Here is a 23,165-nt window from a genome sequence, read left to right as displayed (position 1 = left end):
GCCGGCCACTATCTGGCCTGCACCGCGCCGGGATCAAGCCGGGTATCCCTCGAACGTGATGTTGTGGGCGACCTCGCGCGCGACGGCCTCGTCTTCGGGCGACCGCACCGTCCAGCACAGCACCGGCACGCCGGCGGCGCGGAGCTCGGCCACGCGCGGCGCGGTCAGATCGCGCCAGTCATGGCTGATGAAGCAGGCGGCGGTGCGGTCGAAATCCGCGATGGCACGAAGGCCGGCCAGCCGTGCCTCGGGCAGCTGCTCTGCGTCGCCCCCCCGATAGGCACAGGTGGTGAGACCGCGCGGGATATCTGGCGCCAGCTCGGCCAGCGCGGCCACGGAATGCGGGTTGAACGACATCAGCGCGACCGGGCCGGCATAGCCCCTGAGCGCCTCGGCGGCAGCGGCCTCGAGCGGGCCGATATCAGGGCCCATGGCGCCGTCCTGATCCTTGATCTCGACCAGCAGCGGCACCTGCCCCGCAACAAGCGCGAGCACCTCGGCGAAGGTCGGGATGCCCTTCGAGCCGTGCCGGAGCGGCATCGCTCCCAGCGCGGCGGCGCTGCGCCCACGCACAGGGCCGGTTTCGGCGGTCAGCCGGTCGAGATCGTAATCGTGGAACACCATCGCCACGCCATCCGAGGACAGCTGCAGGTCGATCTCGATGCCGTAGCCGGCCTCGATCGCGGCGATGATCGCCTCGACCGAGTTCTCGGGCCGGCCCGCCGCGATGTCGTGATAGGCACGGTGCGCGATGGGCCGGTCGAGGAAGCTTGCGGGAAGCATGTGGCTCAGGCGATCTCGAAGATGCCTTCGATCTCGACCGCGACGCCCAGCGGCAGCGACGCGGCAGAGACCGCCGAGCGCGAGTGACGCCCGGCATCGCCCAGCACTTCGACCAGCAGGTCGGAGGCGCCGTTGATCACCTTGGGCTGCTCGGTGAACTCGAGGGTGGAATTGACGAAGCCGGTGAGCTTCACCACGCGCTTGAGCTTGGACAGATCGCCCCCGCAGGCCGCCTTGACCTGCGCCAGAAGGCCAAGGGCACAGGTCGCCGCGGCCTTGGCGCCGGCCTCGGTCTCCATGTCGGCGCCGAGCTTGCCGAGGATCAATCCGTCGGGGCCCTGGCTGATCTGGCCCGAGACAAAGACGAGATTGCCGGTCTGCACGAACGGCACGTAATTGGCGGCGGGGGCCGGCGCCTCGGGCAGGGTCAGGCCAAGCTCGTTCAGGCGGGCATCGATATCGCTCATGGGAACCTCCGGATGTGAGTCGGCGCGAGGCTATCCGCCCCGCGCCGCAATGGAAATAGCCGCCTGAGCGGTGGATCAGCTTTCGCGGAAGGCCTTCGAGAAGTAGTCGGTGAAGGGCTTCACGAGATAGGCCAGAGGCGTCCTGTCGGCGGTGCGCAGGAAAGCCTCCACCGGCATCCCCGGGATCAGCGTGCTGCCCTCGGGCAGCTTCTCGGCCTCGCCCTCGTTGAGGATGATCTCGGCGCGGTAGTAGCTCACCGAGGTCTCCTCGTTGGTGAAGGCGTCGGCCGAGATCTGCGTCACCGTGCCGAACAGCTCCGGCGTGGTGCGCTGGTCGAGCGCCGAGAACCGCAGCGTCACCTCCTGCCCCACATGGGTCTGGTCGATGTGAATCGGCTCGATCTGCGCCGCGATCACCAGCGGACGGTCCTGTGGCACGAGATACAGCACCGGGTCCGCGGCCCGGATCACCGAGCGTGGTGCAAACACGGTCATGCCATAGACCACCCCCGCAACCGGGGCGGTAATCTCGAGCCGCTTGAGCTGCTCGAGCAGCGCCAGCCGCTGTTCGGCCAGTTCGCGGCTGCGATACTGCATGTCGCGCAGGGTGGTGATCGCCTCTTCCCGGCGGGCGGTGTCGAGCTTGATGATCTCGATCTCGATCTCGGTAATCTCGCCCTCGGCCTGCGCCATGGTGGACACCAGCTCGCCGCGTTCGCCGGCAAGACGCGCCGCCTCGCGTTGCAGCGACAGCACCCGGCTGGCCTGCGCCAGCCCGCGTGCGAGAAGCGACCTCTGGCTTTCGAGCTCTTCGTCGACGAAGGACAGCTGCGCCGCGAGCGCCTCGACCTGCGCCTCGACCCCCTCGATCTGGTTGCCGATCTGATCGCTGCGCTTGTTGAGCTGCTCGACCTCGCGGTCCATCGAGGCCCGGCGAGCGAAGAACAGGTTGCGCTGGCCGCTGATCAGTTCTGCCACCTCGTCATCGGTCTCGGCATGGGTGAGGAGAATTTCGGGGAAGACGATCTCTTCGCCGCCATCACGCTCGGCCTCGAGCCGCGAGCGCCGCGCCAGCAGTTCGAAATACTGCCCTTCGACAATGGTCAGTTCCGAGCGCAGCAGCGTCGGATCGAGCCGGATCATCACCTCGCCCGCCTCGACGGTGTCGCCCTCCTCCACGAGGATCTCCTCGACGATGCCACCGTCGGCATGCTGGACCACCTGCCGGTTCTGATCGACCTGGATCTGCCCCCCGGCGATGATCGCGCCCGAGATCTCGGTGGTCGCCGCCCAGGTGCCGAAGCCGACCACGAGGATCAGCAGCGCCGCCAGGCCGAAGGTCATCGGCGTGCGCAGCGAAAAGCCCTTTGAGTCGTCGTTCATCTCACACCTCCCGGCCCTGCGGCCGTGGCAATCTGCTCGTGGTTCTTGACCCGCGAGCGCAGCACTTCCTCTTTCGAGCCAAAGGCCGCACGGGTGCCATGCTCGAGCATCAGCAGCATATCACATTCGCGGATCGCCGAGGGACGGTGCGCCATGATGATCACCGTCTTGCCCTCGTCCTTCATCTTGCGGATCGCCTGGTTCACCGCCTCGGAGCCCTCGTTGTCGAGGTTCGAGTTGGGCTCGTCGAGTACCAGCAGCACCGGGTCGCCGTACATCGCGCGGGCCAGCCCGATTCGCTGCATCTGCCCGCCCGAGAGACGGCCGCCCGTGGACGACACCTTGGTGTCGTAGCCCTGCGGCATCTTGAGGATCATCTCGTGGGCGTCGGCCTTCTTGGCGGCCTCGACGATCTTGGACGGGTCGGGCGTGTGCGACAGGCGGGCGATATTTTCGGCGATGGTGCCGTTGAACAGCGTCACGCGCTGCGGCAGGTAGCCGATATGCTCGCCCAGCGACTGGCCGTACTGGTCGAGCGCGGCCCCATCGAGACGGATCTTGCCGCCGGCGGGCTTCCAGGTGCCGGTGAGGGCGCGCGCCAGCGTCGACTTGCCGGCCCCGGACGAGCCGATCACGCCAAGCGCATGCCCGGGTTCAAGATCAAAGCTCACCAGCCGCAGCGAGGCCTGATGCTCGCCCGGCGGCACGATGGTCAGCTGCGTAACCTCGAGCCGCGCCTGCGGCTTGGGCAGCGGCAGGCGCGGCGCTTCGGGGGGCTCTTCGGTCAGCAGCTGGGCCAGGCTGTCCCAGCCCTTGCGGGCGCGGGTCACCGCGGGCCACTGGCCGATGGCAAGCTCGATCGGCGCGAGGGCGCGCCCCATCAGGATCGAGCCCGCGATCATCGCACCGGGCGTCAATTCGCCCTGCAGCACGAGATAGGCGCCGAGCCCGAGCATCGCCGACTGCAGGAACAGGCGGAAGGTCTTGGTCGCGACGGTGAAGGTGCCGATGATGTCGGTGGTGCCGATCTGGCCGCGCAGCGCGTCCGAGCGCGCGGTGTTCCAGCGCCGGAACGCATCCTCGCGCATCCCGAGGGACTGCACCATCTCGGCCTCGTTGCGGATCTCGTCCGAGTTGCGCTCGGCAACCAGCAGCGCATGGTTCGATTTCAGCGTAGGTGCGCGGCTGAAGGTCTGGTTCAGCACGGTCACGAAGATGAGGATCACGCCCCCGGTCAGCGCGAGATAGCCGAGCCAGGGATGGAACACGAAGATGCCGGCGATGAAGAACGGGGTCCACGGCATGTCGAAGAAGGCCATCAGGACCGGCGAGGACATCAGCCGCTGGATCGACTCGAGATCCTTGAGGCCGGTGGCGGACAGTTCATCCGGCTTCACCGCGGCGCGGCGCATCACCGCGTCGAAGACGCGCACGTCCATCGCCGCCTGAAAACGCGCGGCAACCCGCGCCATGACGCGCCCGCGGGCATAATCGAGGATGCCCATCATGCCGTAGAGAAACACCACGAGCCCCGACAGCGCGATCAGCGTGGCAATCGAGCGCGATCCCAGCACGCGGTCGTAGACCTGCAGCATGTAAAGCGGGCCAGTCAGCATCAGCAGGTTCACGAAGAAGCTGAAGATTGCCACGAACCAGTAGTAAGGTCTGCTCTGGCGTCGCGCGGCGATCAGCTCGTCGCGTCCGGCCTCTTTCGAACGCGGTATCATCTGAAATGCGCTCTCCCTCAGTCGTATTGTTTACCGCAGTGTACGCGGAGAAGTCTTAATGATCATCCTGTCGCCGATCCGACACAGGGCAATTCCCTGAGCGCCGCTTGCTTGTGACGCCGGCTCAATCTGCAATTATGGTTCCTTCTATAGCAAGGACGGAAATTTCCAATGCACTTTAATTTCGGGTGAGTGCGGCATGCCGACACTGAAGACACTCCCTCCGGTCATCGCAGTATTGTTTCTCACGGCCTGCGCCGTTCCGGGGCCGGGCGATGCGCCAGATGGCATCTTCGACCCACAGGAAGCCGGCAACCGCCGTGTTCACGCCTTCAACAAGCGCGTTGATTCCGCACTTGGCGGCGGAGGTGAGGGCGGCGCCAGCGCCATTCCCGCGCCGGTGCTCGAGGGCGTCTCGAACGTGGCCGACACGTTGCGCCTGCCGCAAACCGTGGTGAACCAGCTGCTGCAGGCCCGTCTCGGTCGCGCCACGCGCAACACCCTGCGCTTCGGGGTGAACGCCACAGTCGGTCTCGCCGGGCTGTTCGACGTCGCAGGCCGGATCGGTCTGCCCGAGGACAAGAGCGATTTCGGCGAGACGTTGCATGTCTGGGGCTTCCCGGAGGGCGCCTATATCGAGCTGCCGCTCATCGGCCCCGCGACCGAGCGCGAGGCGGTCGGCAAGGTCGTCGATGTCGCCCTGAACCCGCTTGGCTATTTCAACCTGCCCGATCCCGAGCGCTACTATTCGGTGGGCATCCGTGCCGCGGGCAAGGTGGCCGACCGGGTGGCCTATGGAGACACGCTCGACACGCTGCTGTACGACAGCGCCGACAGCTACGCCCAGACCCGCAACAGCTATCTCGCCTACCGCCGCTACCAGATCGGAGATACCGAGACCGGCGCGGCGGACTATATCGACCCCGAAGCACTGGACACGGAGGGATTTTGATGACCCGGCACTTTCTGACCCGCAGGGATCTCGTCGCGAGCGGCGCCGCGGCGGCGCTCTGCGCGCTGTTCCCAGGCGCAGCACTGGCCGTCAGCAGCGCACAGGCCGCGGATCTGGTCGAACGCATGCTCGTCGATATCAACCGGGTGATCGACTCGGGCAAATCCGAAACCGCGATGATCGCCGATTTCGAACGCATCTTCCGAACCTATGGCGACATGCCCTACATCGCGGCCTACGCGATGGGGGCCGACGGCCGCCGCGCCTCCCCGGCGCAGAAGAAGGCCTTCACCAACGCCTTCGCGGGCTATGTCAGCCGCAAATACGGCAAGCAATTCCGCAAGTTCATCGGCGGCCAGCTCGAGATCGAGGGCAGCCGCAAGGTCAAGAACGCCTACCAGGTCTCGACCACGGCGCTGCTGCGCGGGCAATCGCCCTTCGACGTGACCTTCTTCGTCGGCGAGAAGTCCGGGCGCTTTTACAACATGTATGTAGAGGGCGTGAACATGCTGCTCACCGAGCGGACCGAGATCGGCGCCATGCTCGACCGCCGCCGCGGCGACATCGATGCGATGATCGCCGACCTCAGGCGCGCCGGCTGACCGGCGCGCCAAGCAGCATCACATCGCCTCGAGAAGCCCCTCGCCGGCGGAAATCTCGCACTCGCCAGGGCTTGCCTCGGCGTGCAGCAGCGTGACGGTGCCGTCCTCGACCAGCATCGCGTAGCGCTTCGAGCGCGCGATCAGGCCCGCGGGCGGCGCGGTGAAGTCCATGCCGATGGCCTTGGTGAAGGCGCTCTCCGGGTCACCCAGCATGGTGATCCCGGCCTCGGTGGCGCCGGTCGTCTCGCCCCAGGCCTTCATAACGAAGGGGTCGTTGACCGAGACGCAGATAATCTCGTCGACGCCCTTTTCGGCGAAGCCGTCCTTGGTGCGGATGAAGCTCGGCACATGCGCCGAGTGGCAGGTCGGGGTGAAGGCACCGGGCACCGCGAAGATCACCACCTTGCGGCCCTTGAGCTTCTCGCCCAGCTCGACCGCTTCCGGTCCGTTTTCGCCGAACTGCACCAGCGTTGCGCCGGGCAGGGTATCGCCTTTGGATATGGCCATGTCGCGCGTCTCCCTTGATTGCGTTTTCCAGCTTCAGGGATATAGGCTGCGCCCGAATAGGCAAACGCAAAAACGGGAACAGGCTGATGGGCAATGTGGTGGTGATCGGGGGCGGCCAGGCCGGCGCCTCGCTGGTGGCGCGGCTGCGCTCGAAGGGCTTCGAGGGCGGGATCACCCTGATCGGCGCCGAGCCGGTGCCGCCCTACCAGCGCCCGCCGCTGTCCAAGGCCTACCTGCTGGGCGATATGGAGGAGGAGCGTCTCTTCCTCCGCCCCCGCGCCTATTACGACGAGCAGGACATCGAACTGGTGCTGAACGCGCCGGTGACCGCCGTCGACACCGAAGGCAAGGCAATCATCGCCGACGGGCGCAAGATCTCCTACGATGATCTCGTGTTCTGCACCGGCTCGCATCCGCGCCGCCTGCCGGCCGCCATCGGCGGCGATCTCGACGGCGTGTTCTGCGTCCGTGGCATCGCAGATGTCGACGCCATGAAGCCGCGCTTCACCCAAGGTGCAAGCGTGCTGATCGTCGGCGGCGGCTATATCGGGCTCGAGGCAGCGGCGGTGGCCGCCAAGCTCGGCCTCAAGGTCACGCTGGTCGAGATGGCCGAGCGCATCCTGCAGCGGGTCGCGGCACCTGAGACCGCCGACTATTTCCGCAAGCTGCACACGGCCAAGAGCGTCGATATCCGCGAAGGCGTCGGCCTCGGCAAGCTCACCGGCGAGGACGGCAAGGTCTCCGCCGCCGAGCTCACCGACGGTACCACGCTCGAAGTCGATTTCGTCATTGCCGGCGTCGGCATCCTGCCGGCGCTCGAACTGGCCGAGGCCGCCGGCATCGACATCGAGAACGGCATCCGCACCGATGAGACCGGTCGTACCTCGGCGCCCAATGTCTGGGCCGCCGGCGACTGCGCCTCCTTCCCCTATCGCGGCGACCAGATCCGGCTCGAGAGCGTCGGCAACGCCATCGACCAGGCCGAGGCGGTGGCCGATAACATCATGGGTGTGGGCCGCGCCTACGAGGCCAAGCCATGGTTCTGGTCGGATCAGTACGACGTGAAGCTGCAGATCGCCGGTCTCAACGCAGGCTACGACAGGGTGGTGGTGCGCAAGACGGGCGATGCGGTCTCGCACTGGTACTACGCGGGCGCCACGCTACTGGCGCTCGACGCGATGAACGACCCGCGCGCCTACATGGTCGGCAAGCGCCTGATCGAGGCCGGGAAATCGCCCGAGCCGGAGGCGGTGTCCGACCCCGAGACCGACCTCAAGGCGCTGTTGAAAGCGTGAGGATCATCGCCGGAGACTGGCGCGGACGGGCGCTCACCTCGGTCGGCAAGGGCGATCCCCGGGCGCATTTGCGCCCGACCACCGACCGCGTGCGCGAGAGCCTGTTCAACATGCTGGGCGGGGGCCGCTTCGGAGAGCCCTTCGACGGCGCGCGCGTTCTCGATCTCTTCGCGGGCACCGGGGCACTTGGTCTCGAAGCGCTGTCGCGCGGGGCCGAGGCCTGCACCTTCGTCGATGACGGGCGCAAGGCGCAGTCGCTGCTGCGCGACAACATCCGCCTGCTGGGCTGCGGCGATCGGGCGGCCCTGATCGCCCGCGACGCCACCCGCCTGCCCAAGGCAGAGGCGGCCTGCGATCTCGTCTTCCTCGATCCGCCCTACGGCAAGGATCTGGGCACCCGCGCTCTGCACGCCGCCCGGGACGGCGGCTGGATCGCGCCGGAAGCGCTGATCGTCTGGGAGGAAAGCGCGCCGCAAACCGCGCCGGAGGGCTTCGCTCTCCTCGACACCCGCCGCTACGGCGACACCCACGTGACGGTTCTGCGCACCACCTGAGTGACGCGCGTCCTTCAAGGCTGGCAATCGGGCCTGCATCCTGTATCTTATTCGCATATGTATATTCGTGCGACGAGAGGGAGGCTCCGCATGACGCTCTTCAAACCCAGCCGGCGGGACATCCTTGCCATGGCCGCCGCGGCCCCGGCGCTGACCCTGCCCGCCGTGACCCGCGCCGAGCTCGGCTCGCCGGCCACCGGCAACCCGACGCATTTCGCCTTCACCTTGGGCGAGGCAAAGATCACCGTAATCTCGGACGGCTCGCTGCAACTGCCCGCCGACGGCCTCGGGGTGAATGCCGATCCCGAGGAGGTGAAGGCCTTCCTCGAGCGGCATTTCCTGTCGCCCGAGACCAACTACTCCCACACCAATCACCTGCTGGTCGAGATCGGCGAGGCCACGGTGCTGGTCGACGTGGGCTCCGGCAACCGCTTCCTCGACACCGCGGGCCGGCTGATGGCCAATCTCGACGCCGCCGGGATCGATCCCTCGACCATCACCCACGTGGTGATCACCCACGCCCATCCGGACCACATCTGGGGCATCCGCGACGATTTCGACGAGGCGATCCTGCCCGACGCAGCCTATTTCCTTGGTAAAGCGGAGCATGATTTCTGGATGCAGGACGGGCTCGCAAGCCAGGTCCCGGCAGAGATGCAGCAATTCGTCGTCGGGGCGCAGAACTCGATCCGGGTCGACGGCGCCGAGTGGGACCTGATGAGCGACGGACAGGAGATCGTGCCCGGCCTGCGCGTCCTCGACACGCCAGGCCACACGCCGGGCCACATGAGCCTGATCGTCGAGTCGAATGGCCAGCAGCTGCTCGCCACCGGCGACGCCATGAGCCACGCCTACACCAACTTCGCCCACCCGGAGTGGTACAACAGCTTCGACATGGATGGCGACGTCACCGTGACAACCCGCAAGCGCCTGCTCGACATGGCGGTGGCGGATCGCATGGCGGTACTTGGATACCACTTCCCCTTCCCCGGTGTCGGCCACGTCATGCGTGAAGGAGACGCCTACCGCTTCGTGCCAGCGCTGTGGAAGTGGAGTTAACCCCGCGCCCTTGCCGCTGACCTGCGGCTGCGGCCCCGGACGGCCTGCCTCCGGCGGGAGTATTTCTGACGAAGAGAAGCCAAAGGCGCAACGCTCCTGGCTTCTCTGGTTTCAAAATACCTCGGGGGTGAATTGGCCGCAGGCCAAGAGGGGGCAGCGCCCCCCTCTTCGGGCGGGCCGCACGCGGCCCGCAATCCCTCTCAGGTGGGGTGAAACTTGCCCCCGGGAGAGAGGGTGAAGATCTCGACCCCGTCCGCGGTCACGCCGACCGAATGCTCGAACTGTGCCGAGAGCGACTTGTCGCGGGTGATCGCGGTCCACTCGTCCTTGAGCACCTTGGTCTCGGGGCGACCGAGATTGACCATCGGTTCGATGGTGAAGAACATGCCTTCCTCAAGCTGCGGGCCGCTCCCGGCGCGGCCGTAATGCAGGACGTTGGGAGGCGCATGGAACACCCGGCCAAGGCCGTGGCCGCAGAAGTCGCGCACCACCGACATGCGATGGCCCTCAACGTAGCTCTGGATGGCGTGACCGATGTCGCCGAAGGTGTTGCCGGGCTTGACCTGCTCGATGCCGATCATCAGCGCATCGTGCGTGACCTGTATCAGCCGCTGGGCGTAGGGCTTGGGCTCGCCGGCCACGTACATGCGGCTGGTGTCGCCGTACCAGCCATCGACGATCACCGTCACGTCGATGTTCAGGATGTCCCCGTCGAGCAGGGTATCATCGTTGCGGGCGTGGCTGTCGTTCTTCCACTTGGGGATCTTGCTGCCCGGAATGCCGTGGCAGACCACGTGGTTGACCGAGATGCAGCTGGCGTGCTGGTAGCCCCGGTAGCCGATCGTGGCCGATGTCGAGCCGGAGGCCTCGACCGCGGCGCGGATCACCTCTTCGAGCCCGCCCGTGGTCTGGCCCGGGCGCACATGTGGCGCCACGTCGTCGAGGATCTTCGCGGCGACGGCGCCGGCGGCGTGCATGCCGGCGAAATCTTCGGGGTCGTGAATGCGGATGCCGTCCCGGGTGAGGCGGCCGCCGGTGTCATGTCTCAAGGCTGCGCGCTCCGTGTGAATTCGAGTCCGTTACTTAAACCCTCGCGCACCGCTTTGCCAGAGGGGACGGCCGGAACCGCGCTCGCCTCTTGCGTGTTGCCCGTGCGGGCGTCAGGAACGATGTCATATTGCAGAAAAAATGCGCGAGGGACCATGGAACCGATCAATGACATCATGAATACCGAGATCTACAACGGCACCTCCCTGTCAGACGTGCTGACGCTGGATTTCCTCGCCGGGATCCTCGGCAACGTGGTCACCGGCCTGCTGATCCTGATCATCGGCTTCATCATCGCCGGCTGGGTGCGGCGCCGGGTGATCGCGATCTCGAAACGCAGCCCGCGGCTCGACGACACGCTCTTCGCCTTTCTCGGCCAGATCGCGCGCTATCTCGTGCTGATCTTCACCGGCCTGATCGTGATGAACAATCTCGGCATCCAGACCACCTCGATCATCGCCGCGCTCGGCGCTGCCGGTCTTGCCGTCGGCCTGGCGTTGCAGGGCACGCTGTCGAACGTCGCCGCCGGGGTCATGATCATCGTGTTCCGCCCCTTCAAGCTGGGCGATTTCATCGAGGTGGCCGGCGAGATGGGCACCGTCAAGGACATCACCCTCAACACCACCGAGCTGGCCTCGCTCAGCAACACGCAGGTGATCGTGCCCAACGCCTCGGTCTGGGGCAACGTGATCGAGAATTTCTCGGTTTACAGCACCCGTCGCGCCGAATGGACCTTCGGGGTCGGCTACGGCGCCAACCTCAAGACCGCCGAAGAGGTGATCCTGAGCACCATCATGGCCGACGAGCGCTCCAAGTCCGATCCCGAGCCGTTCATCCAGGTCAACGCGCTCGGCGACAGCTCGGTGGATTTCCTGGTCCGGGTCTGGGTAGATAGCGCCGATTTCTTCCAGTACCAGGCCGACATGACACGCAAGGTCAAGGAAGCGCTCGACCAGCATGGGGTCGATATTCCCTTCCCCACCCGCACGCTCGTGGTCGAGCGCGACGACAACGGTGCGATCGCCGCGGAGTAACACCCGGCGCTCTTGCGGAGGGGACGGCGGGGGCGCTGCCCCCGTCGCGGCTGCGCCGCTCCTCCCCCGAGGTATTTTGCAACCAGAGAAGAGCCGGGCGCGATTTGCTGGCGGGTGGCGTCAGGCCAGGGCGCGCTCGGCGGCGATGCCGAGGCGCAGAAGGCGGTCTTCCTGCATCGGCGGGGCCATCAGCGACAGGCCACAGGAGGGGGTGCCGGTGGGCAAGGTGAGGGCGCAGCCGCCCATGACATTGCCGACGCGGGTGTTGCGCAGCGCCAGAAGGTTGGCGGTGACGTAATACTCGCCCTGCTCCATCAGCTTGTCGATGTTCGGCGGCAGGATCGGCGCGGTCGGGCAGAGCACTGCGTCGAAGCCGGCGGTGGCGCGGGCATAGGCGGCGCGGGCGGCCTCCATGCGGTCGAGCGCACGCAGATAGGCGGCGCCGGTGACCGGCTTGCCGCCCTCGAACCGCTCGCGGATGGGCGCGAACATCTTGTCGGGCGCCGCCTCGATGGCCTCGCCCCAGGCGGCCCAGGCCTCGGTGGTGTAGAGAATGCCCGCATCCTGCATCGGGATGGCGATCTCGGGCACGTCGAGATCGACGATCTCGGCGCCGGCGGCGGCAAGCGTCTCGAGGGCCGCCTCATGCGCGGCGGCCGGCTCGGGGCTCATGTCGTCGAGGACGATGGTCGTGAGCCGGGCGAAGCGCCGGCCCTCGAGCGAGGCGCCGCGCAGATCTGGGGCGTCACGGCCCTCGAGCGCGGCAAAGGTCAGTGCGGCATCCTCGACCGTCCGGCAGAGCGGACCGATGGTGTCAAACTTCACCGCCAGCGGCACCACGCCTTGCAGCGAGATCCGGCCCGAGGTGGTCTTGAGCCCCACCAGATCGTTCCAGCACGACGGGATACGCACCGACCCGCCGGTGTCCGAGCCGATGGCGGCCGCCGCCAGCCCAAAGGCCACCGACGCCGCGGCGCCGGAGGAGGACCCGCCGGCCACGGCCTCGGGATCGTTCACGCAAGGCGCGGTCGCGGTCATCGGGTTGAGGCCGAGGCCCGAGAAGGCCAGTTCCGACATGTGGGTCTTGCCGAGGCAGACCAGCCCCATCGCGGTCGCCACCTCGAGCACGGCCGCGTCGCGCGCGGGCACCCTGCCCTCGAGCAGCTTCGAGCCGGCCTCGGTGGCGATGCCCGCGGTGTCGAAGAGGTCCTTCCAGCTCACCGGCACCCCGTCGAGCGGCGAGCGGCGCTGCTTCAGTTCGGCGCGGTGGCGGGCGGCATGGGCCTCGGCCAGCGCCCGCTCGGGCGTCAGGCGGGCATAGATCCGGTCCTCCAGCGGGTGCGCGGCGATCTTGTCGAGAAAGGCCTGGGTGAGTGCCACCGGGTCGATCTCGCCCTTACCGATGCCCTGCCCCAGCGCAGCTGCGCTCATGCCTGTCAGATCGCTCATCGCCGTACCTCGTTTTTTGCCGTTGCGGCATTGGTAGCGGCAGCGCAGCGCATGGACAATCCCGCGCGGGGCCGCATATTTGCGCTCATGGAACATGATTGCGACATCCTGATCGTGGGCGGCGGGCTGAACGGCCCCGCCCTGGCGCTGGCGGCGGCGAAGGCCGGGCTGAAGAGCATCGTCATCGACGCCCTGCCCGAGGCGGCGCGCACGCAGGAGGATTTCGACGGGCGCGGCTATGCCTTGGCGCTGTCCTCGGTGCGGATGCTCGACAATCTCGGGCTTTGGGAGCGGCTGGAGCCCAACGCCCAGCCGATGCGCGAGATCAAGGTGACCGACGGGCGCGTGGGCGATGCGCAGGTCTTCCTCGGGCTGCATTTCGACAGCGCCGAGATCGAGGAAGGGCCGATGGGCCAGATGGTCGAGGATCGCTACCTGCGCCGCGCCCTGCTTGACGCGATGGAGGCCAACCCGCTTGTCGAACAGCGCGCCGGCGAGACGGTGATCGCGCAGGAACCCGGCCCGGGCGGCATCAGCGTGACGCTGGCCAGCGGCGAGATGCTGCAGGCGCGGCTGCTGGTGGGCGCCGACGGGCGGCGCAGCGGCACCGCCGCGCGGGCCGGCATTCGGCGCACCGGCTGGGGCTATGGGCAGACCGCGCTGGTCTGCGCCATCGCGCATGAAAAGCCCCATCACGGCGTCGCGCACCAGTTCTTCATGCCGCCGGGGCCGCTCGCCATCCTGCCGCTTCCGGGCAACCGCAGCTCCATCGTCTGGAGCGAAACCGAGGCGCAGGCCCGCGCCATCAACGCCCTGCCTGACGATCAGTATCTCGAGGTCCTGCGTCCGCGTTTCGGCGACTTCCTCGGAGAAATCTCCCTTGCCGGAAAGCGCTTCGTCTACCCGCTGAACCTGACGCTGGCCAACAGCTTCATCGCCGAGCGGCTGGCGTTGGTGGGCGATGCGGCGCATGGCATGCACCCGATCGCCGGCCAGGGCCTGAACGCCGGGCTGCGCGATGTGGCGGCGCTGGCGCATGTGCTGAGCCGTGCGCAGCGGCGCGGCGAGGACATCGCCTCGCCACTGGTGCTGGCGCGCTACCAGCAATGGCGGCGCTTCGACACCGCCTCGCTGGCGGCGGCCACCGACCTGTTCAACCGGCTGTTCTCGAACGACAGCGCGCTGCTGCGCTTTGGCCGCGATCTCGGCATGGCGGCGATCAATGCGGTGCCCGGACTGCGCCGGGGCTTCATCCGCGAGGCCGCCGGCATCACCGGCGACCTGCCCGAACTGATGCGCGACTGAGCACATCCGCGCGCGCAGCGATGCACAGCCCCTGCGCCGAGGCGAACCCTTGGCGCCCTTGCGGCGCGCGCGGCGGACTTCCTATCTCGTTGCCAAGGGCGGCAGAGGCCGCCACCCCTTTGGCGCAGCCTGCCACCCCAATTTGGTGCAGCCTGCCACCCCAACTTGGCGCAGCCTGCTGCGACGGATCAAGGAGCCGTAGCCATGAAGAATATCGGATTTCTGTCCTTCGGACACTGGTCCCCGACCCAGGGCAGCGAAGTAAAGACCGCAGCCGACGTGCTGACCCAGTCGATCGAGCTGGCCGTGGCCGCCGAAGAGCTGGGGCTCGACGGGGCCTATTTCCGGGTCCACCACTTCGCCCGGCAGTTGGCCTCGCCCTTCCCGCTTCTGGCCGCCGTCGGGGCGCGTACCTCGAAGATCGAGATCGGCACCGGCGTGATCGACATGCGCTACGAGAACCCGTTCTACATGGCCGAGGATGCCGGCGCGGCAGACCTGATCGCCGGCGGGCGGCTGCAGCTCGGCATCTCGCGCGGCTCGCCCGAGCAGGTGATCGACGGCTGGAAATACTTCGGCTACCGCCCCGCCGAGGGTGAAAGCCCGGCCGACATGGCGCGGCGCCACACGGAGGTGTTCCTCGACCTGCTCGAGGGCAAGGGCTTTGCCGAGCCGAACCCGCGGCCGATGTTCCCCAACCCGCCGGGCCTGCTGCGCCTCGAGCCGCATTCGGAAGGTCTGCGCAATCGGATCTGGTGGGGCGCCGGCTCGAACGCCACGGCGGAATGGGCCGCCAGGCTCGGCATGCACCTGCAGAGCTCGACCCTCAAGGATGACGAGACCGGAGAGCCGTTCCACGTCCAGCAGGCCGACCAGCTGCGCGCCTACAAGGCGGCGTGGAAAGAAGCCGGGCACGCGCACGCGCCACGCACCTCGGTGAGCCGGTCGATCTTTGCCATCACCAACGACACCGACCGGATGTATTTCGGACGCGGTGGCAAGGAGACCGACCAGGTGGGCTTCATCGAGCAGCAGCGCTCGATCTTCGGGCGCGGCTATGCAGACGAACCGGACAAGCTCATCGAGCAGCTGAAGGGCGACGAAGCGATTGCCGAGGCCGACACCCTTCTGCTCACGGTGCCGAACATGCTGGGCGTCGACTACAACGCCCACGTGATCGAGACCATCCTGACCGAGGTCGCCCCGGCGCTCGGCTGGCGCTGAGCCCGCGTCCATCCCTTCCTCCCGCATCCCGAGACCCCTTGGGAGATTGCGGGAGGGAGCTCCACCTGGCCCGGAAATGCTCCATCAGAGCCGGCGTCGAGCACAGGGGCGGGCGGCGGTCGACCGGGTCCGCGGCTGCGGTGCAAGGCGGTGCTGCACGCCGCGCCATCGCCAGCCCGAACAAAAGGAAAGACCGGCCCGCCAAGCGGACCGGCCTCCCCGACCTTTCGAGCGCGGTCGCTTACTTGATGCGCTGGCCGTTGGCGAGAACGTGGCCCTGTTCGTTGACCTCGATGGTCGAGTTCAACGTGTCGGGCTCGGATCCCGGAACCGCGAACATGCTCATCATCATCCGCGCGCCCATCGCGTCCTGATCGCTGACCAGACCCATCTGGATCAAGTTGTCGATCAGCCCGTTCGCCCCGCTCAGTTTCAGGCTCAGGGCGCCCTCGGGCCGCGGCATTCCGTCAAAGCTCTGCAGATCGGTGTTGTCGAAGGTGAAGTCCCCCTCACCGGTGATCTGTGCGCCCGCCGCCTCGATGGTGAGGTTGTTCAGCGTCAGCGCGTTCAGCTCGCCCGGAGGAGTCTGCCCGTCCAGCGCCTCGATCTGTTCAGGATCGAGCAGGTCGACCGAGGGCGTCACCTTGCCGGCAAGATCGATCGCCACCGTCGCAGGGTCACGCGGCAGGATGCCCATCGGGTCGAAGATCGACCAGATCATGTCCGACGTGGTGAAGCCCGCAAGCGTCAGCTTGGCCGCCGCGTCGACCGGCTCTTCGGAGGCGCCGACCGGCATCATGAGACCAAGCCGCATCTCGTCCATCTGGGCCGTGATCGGGAATGGCATCTCCGGCGTGGTGAGGTCGACACTCATGCCAAGCGCCCTCAGGTCGTAGTCGAGCGCATCCTGCGACATCTTGAGCGCGAAGCTGCCGCCCCGGCTCGAGGTCTCGCCCGAGGTGGTCTGGCCATCCTCGGTCATCGTGAAGCGCGACTGCCCGGCGGTGTAGCGCGTGGTGGCGTCGACCGTCATGCCGGCGCGCAGAAGATCGTTCATGGTCTCGGAACTCACGGCCTCGGGCAGCTCGGTTGTGCTGTCCGAGCTGACCCCTTCCAGCGTGCCGGCCAGCATGCCCGCGCCGTCCCCCTCGGGATCGCTGCCGAGAACATCGTAGCTCACGGTGCCGAGCGAGAGCTGCTGGCTGATCGACCGCATGCCCTCGGCAAGGGTAATGCGGGTTTCGCCACCCACCGGGCCCGCGCTGATCTGCGCCGCCGCGTTGTCGCTCGGGATGGTCTCGTCATCGACCACCAGCTCGCTCAGAACCACCGCCATCGAGGTGGCGCTGTAGACATAGGTCATGTCCTCGGGATCGCCCGCGATGATCATCTCCATGCCATCGAGCGTGTAGTCGAGGGTCAGGTCCACCGTCTCTTCGTCGGTGGGAGCGATGCTGATCCGCACCGGCAGCGTGGTCGGCAGATCAAGCGCCACGGTGCCGTCGCCCTGATCGCGCAGCGCCATCTGCTCGAGCATGACGGTCATCTCGCCCTCGTCCTCGGGGAAGGACATGCGCACGGTCATGTCGGTCAGCGTCAGCGTGTCGCCCGAGCGGCTCTCTTCCGCCGTCACCGCGTAGCCGAAGCTGGCGAGATAGGCCTCGAGGTCGCCCCAGACCTGCTCGGGTGTCACATCGGCCCAAGCCGGCGGGGCGGCGAGCAGCGCCGCGCTCGCGGCAGCGGCGGCAAGATTGGAGACACGCATGGATCAACCCTTTCGTTCGAGATCGTCTAATCAATGTAGCCTACTTCGGCACCGGCGTCCGTCCGGTCAAGAGGCTGGACCGGGGGTATTCCAGCCTTTACCAATGAGTGGAATCGAAAAACACGAGGCATCCCATGGATCTGACAGGGAAAACCGCCCTGATCACCGGCGCCAGCCGCGGCATCGGCGCGGCCGCCGCCCGCGCTTTTGCCGAGGCCGGCGCCAATGTCGCGCTGGTGGCGCGCAGCCGCGACGCCATCGCCGAACTGGCCGGCGAGATCGGCCCCAAGGCCGTTGCCATCCCCTGCGAAATCTCGCGCTACTGGGAGGTCGAGCAGGCGGTGGCAAATTGCCACAAGGCGTTCGGATCGCTCGACATCGTGGTAAATAATGCCGGCGTGATCGAGCCCATCGCCCCTCTGGCCGAGGCAGACCCCGAGAGCTGGGGCGCGCTGATCGACATCAATCTCAAGGGCGTGTTCCACGGCATGCGTGCGGCACTGCCGGGCATGCTCGCCTCGGGTGGCGGTACGATCCTGACCATCGGCTCGGGCGCGGCGCACAACCCGCTAGAGGGTTGGTCGGCCTATTGCACCTCCAAGGCTGGCGCTCTGATGATCACCCGCGCCACAGATGCGGAATACCGCGCCCGCGGCATCCGCGCGATCTCGCTCTCGCCGGGCACCGTGGCGACCGAGATGCAGCGCACCATCAAGGCTAGCGGCATCAACGCGGTGAGCCAGCTAGACTGGTCCGATCACATCCCGCCCGAATGGGTCGCCAAGACCCTTCTGTGGATGTGCGGACCCGAGGCCGATGGCTACCTTGGCGACGAGATCTCGCTGCGCGACGAGGAGATCCGCAAGAAGGTCGGCGTGGCATGATCTCGCTCGAGAAGGATGGCGGCTGCTGGATCGCGGTGATCGACCGCCCCGACAAGGCGAACTCGCTCACCCCCGAGATGCTCGAACGGCTCTGCGAGATCGCCGAGGCCGCCCGCGAGGCGCAGGTGCTGGTGCTGACCGGCGTGGGCAAGGTGTTCTCGGCCGGCGCCGATCTCGAGGCGGCGCGCGCAGGGCTCGCCACCTCACCGCTCTGGGAGCGGCTCTCGGGCGCCATCGCGCGGCTGCCGGGGCTAACCATCTGTGCGCTCAACGGCACGCTGGCCGGCGGTGCCATGGGCATGGCGCTGGCCTGCGACCTGCGCATCGCCGTGGAGGGCGCCAAGTTCTTCTACCCGGTGATGAAACTTGGCTTCCTGCCGCAGCCTTCCGACCCCGCGCGTCTCACCGCGCTGGTGGGGCCGTCGCGGGCCAAGATGATCCTGATGGCCGGGCAAAAGATCCCCGCCGACGAGGCGCTGCAATGGGGGCTGATCGACCGCATCGTCGCGCCCGATGCGCTGATGACGGAAGCGCGCGCGCTGGCGGCGGACTCGCTTGGACAGACGCCCGAGCACTCCCGCGCCATCAAGGCGCTGATCCGCTAAGGCGGGCCGGGGCGATGTGCGGGCGCTACGCCATCACGCTGGCCAAGGAGGCGATGGCGCAGATCTTCGAGGCGGTGCCCGGCAACGATCTGCCGGAGGTGCCGAATTTCAACGTCTGCCCGACCAACGCCGTGCACACGGTACGCAGCAGCGACGGAACCCGCAGCCTCTCGGCGATGCGCTGGGGCTTCATTCCGCACTGGTACAAGACCCCCGGTGACGGGCCGCTGCTGATCAACGCCCGGGCCGAGACCATCGCCGAGAAGCCCGCCTTCCGCGCCGCCTGCCGCGAACGTCGCTGCCTGATCCCGGCGAGCGGGTTCTACGAATGGACCAAGGGCGAGGATGACACACGTCTGCCATGGTACATTCAGCCCGCCGAAGGCGATGTGCTCGCCTTTGCCGGCATCTGGCAGGACTGGGAGCGCGACGGCGAGATGCTGCGCACCTGCGCCATCGTCACCACCGCAGCCGCGGGCGAGATGACACAGATCCATCACCGGGTGCCGGTGATCCTCGCGGCCCCGGACTGGGCGCTCTGGCTGGGTGAGGACGGGCGCGGCGCGGCCACGCTGATGCAGCCCGCCCCCGAGGGCACGCTGCGCTTTCACCGGGTCGACCGGGAGGTGAACTCGAACCGCGCCAGCGGCCCGCAACTCACTCAGCCGATCTGAGACCGGCGGTCGGGTGCAGGATTGGCGGCGATCTCAGTTCTGCGCGACGTCGGATTGCGTCGGCGCGTAGGCGATGACACCGGCAGCGATGCTGCCCTCGTTCACGGTATCGCCAAAGGTCTGGGTCATGCCCTCGGTCACCTCTAGGGTGTAGCTCTCGCCGGGCTGAAGCACGCCGGTATCCCAGCTGCCATCCGAGGCGGTGGCAGACATCGCCACGATCGAGCTGTTCTCGAACAGCACGGTGTCACCGATCACCGGATAGACCTGGCTGGGAAAATAGCCCTGCCCCATCAGCAGGACCGAGTGCTCCTCCGCCGACAGCGGCGCCGCGAAAAGGCCCAGCGTCAGGGCCAGAAAACCGGATTTGCGCAGCATGATACCACTCCTTCAAACAGCACAATTCGGCCCCCACCGCTTGGCTTGCGGCAGACCTATGCGAAGATTTGGGCAACAGTTTGGCGATTCAGGCCAAGGCACCGGAATTCCAGCCATTCCGGCGCGGCAGGGTGTCAGCCCTCGGGCATCGCAAGCAGCGCCGTGGCGATCATGTCCGCCCCCGAAGGGCCGAGCGCCAGCGGCGTGTCATGCAGCACCGCGAGCCGGGTGAGGGCCTGCAGGTCGGCCTCGCCGCCATGCGGCACGGTGGGATCGGCAAAGAAGATCACCGCGTCGAGCTCGCCGGTGGCGATCATCGCGCCGAGTTGCTGGTCACCCCCGCGCGAACCGCGCTGCAACCGCCGCAGGCTGAGCTGTGGCGCGGCCTCTGCAATCATCTGGCCGGTGCCGCCGGTGCAGACCAGCCGGTGCCCCTCGAGCGCGGCAGCGTGGCGCGACACCCAGGCCCGCAGATGCGCCTTGCGGGTGTCATGCGCTGCGAGCGCGATGCGGCGGGGCGCGGTCGAGCGCATCCGTGCCCGCGTGGTGAAGCCGAGGATGGCGCGCACCTGCGCCGCAAAGCCCGGCCCCTCTGCCGGAAAGGCGCCGGCCAGCGCCGCGGTGCCCACGGTGAATCCTGCCGCGCCCGCTTCGGCCGCGGCGGTGATGCGTGCCTCGCTGTCGATGCTGCCGGCCATGATCACCGGCTTGCCGATGGCGCTGCACACCGCCTGCATCAGCTCGGGCACATCTCCGGCGAAGCGGTAGGCCAGCAGGTCGAGCCCGTGCACATGCTCGAGATCTGCCAGCCGCTTCGCCGAGTCGACAATGGCATCGACCGGGCCCTCGAGCACACTGGGATGACCGGTGATGCTGCCGCAGAACGGGTAGTAGCGCAGCGGATGGTCGCGGGTCACGGTGGTCACCGCCTTCGGCCGGGTGCCGCCAAGCAGGCAGTCGACATCGAGATCGACGGCGGCGCGGGCCGAGGCCAGTTCGCTCTCCTCGTCGAGGCTCACCACCTCGAGATAGGAGCGCCCGCCGGCGGCGCGGATCGCCTCGGCCAGCCCCTTCAGCTCGGAGAAGGGCAGGCCCACGTCCTTGAAGCCGATATGGCGCACGCCGCCCTCGAGCGCCTCGTCGATCCGCGCCCGTGCGTCGGGGATGGTGCGGTCGTTCTCGGTGAGCATCAGGATGAAGTCGAACGCCATGAGAGGGCTCCGTCAAATGGGCAGGATTGTCGGTGACGGTAGGGCGCGCGGCCGCGAGGACCAAGCGCCTTTCGCCCGCCGCCGCCCCGGGCGGGATCAGAGCGCCGCGACCACCACGATCTCGACCCGGTGGCCGGCCGCCAGCCCGGTCTCGACGCAGGCGCGCTGCGGCCAGTGCTGCGGGTCGTCGCCGATCCAGTCGCACCAGGCGCGGTCCATCTCGTCCTTGGTGGCGATGTCGGTGACATAGATCGTGGCATTGAGGATGCGGGTCTTGTCGGTTCCCATCTCGGCCAGAATCTCGTCGATCCGCGCCAGCGTGCTGGCGGTCTGGTCATGCACGTCGTCGGTCTCGAGCTGGGTGGTCGCCACCGCCCAGCCCATGCCGTTGAAGGCGGTGCCGGAGTTGCGGCCCTTGTAGGGGCCGCGCACGCGGGTGATCTCGCTCATCTCTTGTCCTCTCTCAGCGTCCGATCGCATAGGCCTGCATCAGCCGCGGCGTCGCCGCCGCCTGCATCATCCCGTCCTCGTGGCGCAGCGCGGCGGTCAGCCGCCCGACGCTGTTGGGCTCGGCCACCACCACATCATGACCCCGCGCCTTCAGCGCCTCGACGACCACCGGCCCGATGGTGGCCTCGATCATCATCGTCCCCGGCTTGGCCTCGCGCGGGTAGAACGAGGCCTGGAAATGCTGCGAGTGGAACAGCGGCGCGTCGATGCCCTGCTGCAGGTCGAAGCCGTGATGCACGAAGCGCAGGAACCAGACCAGTTGCCACTGGTCCTGCTGGTCGCCGCCGGGCGTGCCGAAGGAAAGGACCTCCCCATTCGGCCCGTAGGCAATGGAAGGCGTCAGCGTGGTGCGCGGCCGCGCGCCCGGTGTCAGCGAGGAGGGCAGACCCGCGTCGAGCCAGAACATCTGCGCCCGGCTGTTGAGCGGGAAGCCCAGCCCCGGCACAACCGGGCTCGACTGCAGCCAGCCGCCCGAGGGCGTGGCCGAGACCATGTTGCCCCAGCGATCGACGATATCGAGATGCACCGTGTCGCCCCTGGTGTCGGTCAGGTGCGCCATGGTCGGCTCGCCGGTGGCCGGATCCTCCATCACGTCCATGCGCCGCGCGGCGCGGGCGATGGCGGCGTCGGCCAGCGCCTCATGCCCCGGGATGCGCCCCGGGCGCTGCTCCTGCGAAGCGTCTTGCGAGATCAGCGCCGCCCGCTCGCGGCCGTAGCGGTCTGAGAGCAGGGTCTCGAACGGGATATCGTAGTGATCGGGATCGCCGTAATAGGCCTCGCGGTCGGCCCAGGCGAGCTTGATCGCCTCGATCACGGTGTGGGTAAACTCCTCACCCAGCGGGTCCATCGCCGAGAGGTCGAAGTTCTTCAGGATCTGCAACGCCTGCAACAGTACCGGCCCCTGCCCCCACGGTCCGGTCTTGCAGACCGTCCAGCCGTGGTACTCGACGCTCGCCGGGGCCTCGTAAGAGGCCTCCCAGCCGGCCAGGTCCGCGCGGGTGAGCAGTGCGCCGTGGCGTTCGCCGGTTACGTCCATCACCTTCGCATCGCTCAGGTAGTCGGCGATGGCATCGGCCACGAAACCGTCGCGCCACGCGGCGCGGGCGGCGTCGATCCGGGCCTCTCGGGTGTCGCCTTCGGCGGCCTCGACCAGCCGTCGGTAGGTCGCGGCGAGGTCGGGGTTGCGGAACAGCGCCAGCGGCCCGGGTGCGGTGCCGTCCGGGCACCAGACCGCGTGCGAGCTGGGCCATTGCGCCGCGAAGAAGCGCTCGAGCCCGGCGATGGCCCCGGCCACCGAGGCCAGCATCGGATGCCCGTCGGAAAGGTAGCCGATGGCCGGCTCAAGCACCTCCGAAAGCTCCATGCTGCCGTGATCGCGCAGCAGCAGCAGCCAGCCGTCGAAGGCGCCGGGCACCACGGTGGCGAGCAGCCCCGAGCCGGGGATCAGCCCCTCAATGCCCTGCGCCTTCATAGCCTCGATGCTGGCGGCGGCGGGCGCCACGCCCTGCGCGCAGAGCACGCCGGGCTTGCCGTCGCGCGCCGAGTGGAACAGCACCGGCAGATCGCCCGCCGGACCGTTGAGATGCGGCTCGACCACCTGCAGGACGAAGCCCGTGGCCACTGCGGCGTCAAAGGCGTTGCCGCCTTTCTCGAGGATCGCCATGCCGACCGCCGAGGCGATCCAGTGGGTCGAGGTCACCATGCCGAAGGTGCCGCGGATCTCGGGCCGTGTCGTGAAGCCTGCCATGTC

23 protein-coding genes are annotated in these 23,165 nt (G+C 67.8%); 11 read left to right on the top strand and 12 right to left on the bottom strand.

Features of this window, described 5'->3' with window-relative positions:
• Positions 1-33: 33 nt before the first annotated feature.
• The 4 genes from JF542_RS11645 to JF542_RS11630 all read right to left on the bottom strand — a co-directional run bounded on the left by JF542_RS11645 (position 34) and on the right by JF542_RS11630 (position 4,360).
• Positions 34-783 (bottom strand): glycerophosphodiester phosphodiesterase family protein, encoded by a 750-nt coding sequence (locus tag JF542_RS11645; RefSeq protein WP_423734652.1) that lies wholly within the window; start codon positions 781-783, stop codon positions 34-36.
• Between the two features lie 5 nt (positions 784-788).
• On the bottom strand, positions 789-1,250 hold the full coding sequence (locus JF542_RS11640) for a RidA family protein (RefSeq protein WP_007794080.1): 462 nt from the start codon (positions 1,248-1,250) through the stop codon (positions 789-791).
• 75 nt (positions 1,251-1,325) lie between these two features.
• A complete protein-coding gene (locus tag JF542_RS11635; protein WP_207075968.1) occupies positions 1,326-2,633 on the bottom strand; it encodes an HlyD family type I secretion periplasmic adaptor subunit in 1,308 nt (435 codons plus the stop codon).
• Positions 2,630-4,360 carry a type I secretion system permease/ATPase gene (locus tag JF542_RS11630; protein ID WP_007794085.1) on the bottom strand — a complete coding sequence of 577 codons (1,731 nt, stop codon included), beginning with the start codon at positions 4,358-4,360 and terminating at the stop codon, positions 2,630-2,632. Before JF542_RS11630 ends, JF542_RS11635 begins: the two co-directional genes overlap by 4 nt.
• A gap of 199 nt (positions 4,361-4,559) precedes the next feature.
• On the opposite strand from JF542_RS11630, the gene JF542_RS11625 reads away from it, so the two are divergent.
• Together JF542_RS11625 and JF542_RS11620 are read left to right on the top strand one after the other, a co-directional pair.
• Positions 4,560-5,312, top strand: coding sequence for an MlaA family lipoprotein (locus JF542_RS11625; RefSeq protein ID WP_040544350.1), 753 nt, complete (start codon positions 4,560-4,562; stop codon positions 5,310-5,312).
• Positions 5,312-5,914, top strand: coding sequence for an MlaC/ttg2D family ABC transporter substrate-binding protein (locus JF542_RS11620; RefSeq protein ID WP_007794091.1), 603 nt, complete (start codon positions 5,312-5,314; stop codon positions 5,912-5,914). The genes JF542_RS11625 and JF542_RS11620 overlap by 1 nt, the downstream gene beginning before the upstream one ends.
• A gap of 18 nt (positions 5,915-5,932) precedes the next feature.
• Here the strand turns inward: JF542_RS11620 and JF542_RS11615 are convergent, their stop codons facing one another.
• A complete protein-coding gene (locus JF542_RS11615; protein ID WP_207075967.1) occupies positions 5,933-6,421 on the bottom strand; it encodes a peroxiredoxin in 489 nt (162 codons plus the stop codon).
• Positions 6,422-6,507: 86 nt separating this feature from the next.
• Between JF542_RS11615 and JF542_RS11610 the strand changes: the two genes are divergently transcribed.
• The 3 genes from JF542_RS11610 to JF542_RS11600 all read left to right on the top strand — a co-directional run bounded on the left by JF542_RS11610 (position 6,508) and on the right by JF542_RS11600 (position 9,329).
• Complete coding sequence (locus JF542_RS11610; RefSeq protein WP_207075966.1) at positions 6,508-7,716, top strand: NAD(P)/FAD-dependent oxidoreductase; 1,209 nt, start codon at positions 6,508-6,510, stop codon at positions 7,714-7,716.
• Complete coding sequence (rsmD, locus tag JF542_RS11605; RefSeq protein ID WP_207075965.1) at positions 7,713-8,270, top strand: 16S rRNA (guanine(966)-N(2))-methyltransferase RsmD; 558 nt, start codon at positions 7,713-7,715, stop codon at positions 8,268-8,270. Before JF542_RS11610 ends, rsmD begins: the two co-directional genes overlap by 4 nt.
• A 90-nt stretch (positions 8,271-8,360) precedes the next feature.
• Positions 8,361-9,329 carry an MBL fold metallo-hydrolase gene (locus tag JF542_RS11600; RefSeq protein ID WP_207075964.1) on the top strand — a complete coding sequence of 323 codons (969 nt, stop codon included), beginning with the start codon at positions 8,361-8,363 and terminating at the stop codon, positions 9,327-9,329.
• Positions 9,330-9,529: 200 nt separating this feature from the next.
• Here the strand turns inward: JF542_RS11600 and map are convergent, their stop codons facing one another.
• Positions 9,530-10,378, bottom strand: a complete 849-nt coding sequence (gene map / locus JF542_RS11595; protein WP_207075963.1) for a type I methionyl aminopeptidase — start codon at positions 10,376-10,378, stop codon at positions 9,530-9,532.
• Between the two features lie 153 nt (positions 10,379-10,531).
• Between map and JF542_RS11590 the strand changes: the two genes are divergently transcribed.
• Positions 10,532-11,410, top strand: coding sequence for a mechanosensitive ion channel family protein (locus tag JF542_RS11590; RefSeq protein ID WP_007794110.1), 879 nt, complete (start codon positions 10,532-10,534; stop codon positions 11,408-11,410).
• A 120-nt stretch (positions 11,411-11,530) separates the two neighbouring features.
• Here JF542_RS11590 and JF542_RS11585 read toward each other — a convergent pair whose 3' ends face one another.
• A complete protein-coding gene (locus JF542_RS11585; protein WP_207075962.1) occupies positions 11,531-12,859 on the bottom strand; it encodes an amidase in 1,329 nt (442 codons plus the stop codon).
• Between the two features lie 51 nt (positions 12,860-12,910).
• Between JF542_RS11585 and JF542_RS11580 the strand changes: the two genes are divergently transcribed.
• Both JF542_RS11580 and JF542_RS11575 read left to right on the top strand, forming a co-directional pair.
• Entirely contained in the window at positions 12,911-14,164 is a 1,254-nt protein-coding gene (locus tag JF542_RS11580; RefSeq protein ID WP_207075961.1) for an FAD-dependent monooxygenase, read from the top strand.
• A gap of 204 nt (positions 14,165-14,368) precedes the next feature.
• Positions 14,369-15,388, top strand: coding sequence for an LLM class flavin-dependent oxidoreductase (locus JF542_RS11575; protein ID WP_207075960.1), 1,020 nt, complete (start codon positions 14,369-14,371; stop codon positions 15,386-15,388).
• A gap of 241 nt (positions 15,389-15,629) precedes the next feature.
• Here JF542_RS11575 and JF542_RS11570 read toward each other — a convergent pair whose 3' ends face one another.
• Entirely contained in the window at positions 15,630-17,153 is a 1,524-nt protein-coding gene (locus tag JF542_RS11570) for a DUF2125 domain-containing protein (RefSeq protein WP_207075959.1), read from the bottom strand.
• A 134-nt stretch (positions 17,154-17,287) separates the two neighbouring features.
• Here JF542_RS11570 and JF542_RS11565 point away from each other — a divergent pair, with 134 nt between their 5' ends.
• Genes JF542_RS11565 through JF542_RS11555 form a run of 3 tightly spaced genes read left to right on the top strand, consistent with a single transcriptional unit; the run spans position 17,288 to position 19,316 of the window.
• Complete coding sequence (locus tag JF542_RS11565; RefSeq protein ID WP_007794125.1) at positions 17,288-18,037, top strand: SDR family oxidoreductase; 750 nt, start codon at positions 17,288-17,290, stop codon at positions 18,035-18,037.
• Positions 18,034-18,642, top strand: a complete 609-nt coding sequence (locus JF542_RS11560; protein WP_207075958.1) for an enoyl-CoA hydratase/isomerase family protein — start codon at positions 18,034-18,036, stop codon at positions 18,640-18,642. The genes JF542_RS11565 and JF542_RS11560 overlap by 4 nt, the downstream gene beginning before the upstream one ends.
• A 14-nt stretch (positions 18,643-18,656) precedes the next feature.
• On the top strand, positions 18,657-19,316 hold the full coding sequence (locus JF542_RS11555) for an SOS response-associated peptidase (RefSeq protein ID WP_207075957.1): 660 nt from the start codon (positions 18,657-18,659) through the stop codon (positions 19,314-19,316).
• Between the two features lie 33 nt (positions 19,317-19,349).
• Here JF542_RS11555 and JF542_RS11550 read toward each other — a convergent pair whose 3' ends face one another.
• From JF542_RS11550 to JF542_RS11535, 4 genes are all read right to left on the bottom strand, one after another.
• On the bottom strand, positions 19,350-19,694 hold the full coding sequence (locus JF542_RS11550) for a cupredoxin domain-containing protein (RefSeq protein WP_007794135.1): 345 nt from the start codon (positions 19,692-19,694) through the stop codon (positions 19,350-19,352).
• A 134-nt stretch (positions 19,695-19,828) separates the two neighbouring features.
• Entirely contained in the window at positions 19,829-20,905 is a 1,077-nt protein-coding gene (locus JF542_RS11545; protein WP_207075956.1) for a methylglyoxal synthase, read from the bottom strand.
• Between the two features lie 96 nt (positions 20,906-21,001).
• Positions 21,002-21,355, bottom strand: a complete 354-nt coding sequence (locus JF542_RS11540) for a RidA family protein (protein ID WP_207075955.1) — start codon at positions 21,353-21,355, stop codon at positions 21,002-21,004.
• 13 nt (positions 21,356-21,368) lie between these two features.
• Positions 21,369-23,162 carry a gamma-glutamyltransferase family protein gene (locus tag JF542_RS11535; RefSeq protein ID WP_207075954.1) on the bottom strand — a complete coding sequence of 598 codons (1,794 nt, stop codon included), beginning with the start codon at positions 23,160-23,162 and terminating at the stop codon, positions 21,369-21,371.
• Positions 23,163-23,165 lie beyond the last annotated feature (3 nt).

The organism is Salipiger bermudensis (assembly GCF_017309175.1).
Taxonomy (GTDB): Bacteria; Pseudomonadota; Alphaproteobacteria; order Rhodobacterales; family Rhodobacteraceae; genus Salipiger; species Salipiger bermudensis.
The sequence above is the reverse complement of the archived record's forward strand: the minus strand, read 5'-3'. Positions and strand labels throughout refer to the sequence as shown.

Bases quoted from the DNA above. Each gene is read 5' to 3' on its own strand.
- JF542_RS11645 (WP_423734652.1), bottom strand. From the start codon at position 783: ATGCTTCCCGCAAGCTTCCTCGACCGGCCCATCGCGCACCGTGCCTAT.
- JF542_RS11640 (WP_007794080.1), bottom strand. From the start codon at position 1,250: ATGAGCGATATCGATGCCCGCCTGAACGAGCTTGGCCTGACCCTGCCC.
- JF542_RS11635 (WP_207075968.1), bottom strand. From the start codon at position 2,633: ATGAACGACGACTCAAAGGGCTTTTCGCTGCGCACGCCGATGACCTTC.
- JF542_RS11630 (WP_007794085.1), bottom strand. From the start codon at position 4,360: ATGATACCGCGTTCGAAAGAGGCCGGACGCGACGAGCTGATCGCCGCG.
- JF542_RS11625 (WP_040544350.1), top strand. From the start codon at position 4,560: ATGCCGACACTGAAGACACTCCCTCCGGTCATCGCAGTATTGTTTCTC.
- JF542_RS11620 (WP_007794091.1), top strand. From the start codon at position 5,312: ATGACCCGGCACTTTCTGACCCGCAGGGATCTCGTCGCGAGCGGCGCC.
- JF542_RS11615 (WP_207075967.1), bottom strand. From the start codon at position 6,421: ATGGCCATATCCAAAGGCGATACCCTGCCCGGCGCAACGCTGGTGCAG.
- JF542_RS11610 (WP_207075966.1), top strand. From the start codon at position 6,508: ATGGGCAATGTGGTGGTGATCGGGGGCGGCCAGGCCGGCGCCTCGCTG.
- JF542_RS11600 (WP_207075964.1), top strand. From the start codon at position 8,361: ATGACGCTCTTCAAACCCAGCCGGCGGGACATCCTTGCCATGGCCGCC.
- JF542_RS11590 (WP_007794110.1), top strand. From the start codon at position 10,532: ATGGAACCGATCAATGACATCATGAATACCGAGATCTACAACGGCACC.
- JF542_RS11585 (WP_207075962.1), bottom strand. From the start codon at position 12,859: ATGAGCGATCTGACAGGCATGAGCGCAGCTGCGCTGGGGCAGGGCATC.
- JF542_RS11580 (WP_207075961.1), top strand. From the start codon at position 12,911: ATGGACAATCCCGCGCGGGGCCGCATATTTGCGCTCATGGAACATGAT.
- JF542_RS11575 (WP_207075960.1), top strand. From the start codon at position 14,369: ATGAAGAATATCGGATTTCTGTCCTTCGGACACTGGTCCCCGACCCAG.
- JF542_RS11570 (WP_207075959.1), bottom strand. From the start codon at position 17,153: ATGCGTGTCTCCAATCTTGCCGCCGCTGCCGCGAGCGCGGCGCTGCTC.
- JF542_RS11565 (WP_007794125.1), top strand. From the start codon at position 17,288: ATGGATCTGACAGGGAAAACCGCCCTGATCACCGGCGCCAGCCGCGGC.
- JF542_RS11560 (WP_207075958.1), top strand. From the start codon at position 18,034: ATGATCTCGCTCGAGAAGGATGGCGGCTGCTGGATCGCGGTGATCGAC.
- JF542_RS11555 (WP_207075957.1), top strand. From the start codon at position 18,657: ATGTGCGGGCGCTACGCCATCACGCTGGCCAAGGAGGCGATGGCGCAG.
- JF542_RS11550 (WP_007794135.1), bottom strand. From the start codon at position 19,694: ATGCTGCGCAAATCCGGTTTTCTGGCCCTGACGCTGGGCCTTTTCGCG.
- JF542_RS11545 (WP_207075956.1), bottom strand. From the start codon at position 20,905: ATGGCGTTCGACTTCATCCTGATGCTCACCGAGAACGACCGCACCATC.
- JF542_RS11540 (WP_207075955.1), bottom strand. From the start codon at position 21,355: ATGAGCGAGATCACCCGCGTGCGCGGCCCCTACAAGGGCCGCAACTCC.
- JF542_RS11535 (WP_207075954.1), bottom strand. From the start codon at position 23,162: ATGGCAGGCTTCACGACACGGCCCGAGATCCGCGGCACCTTCGGCATG.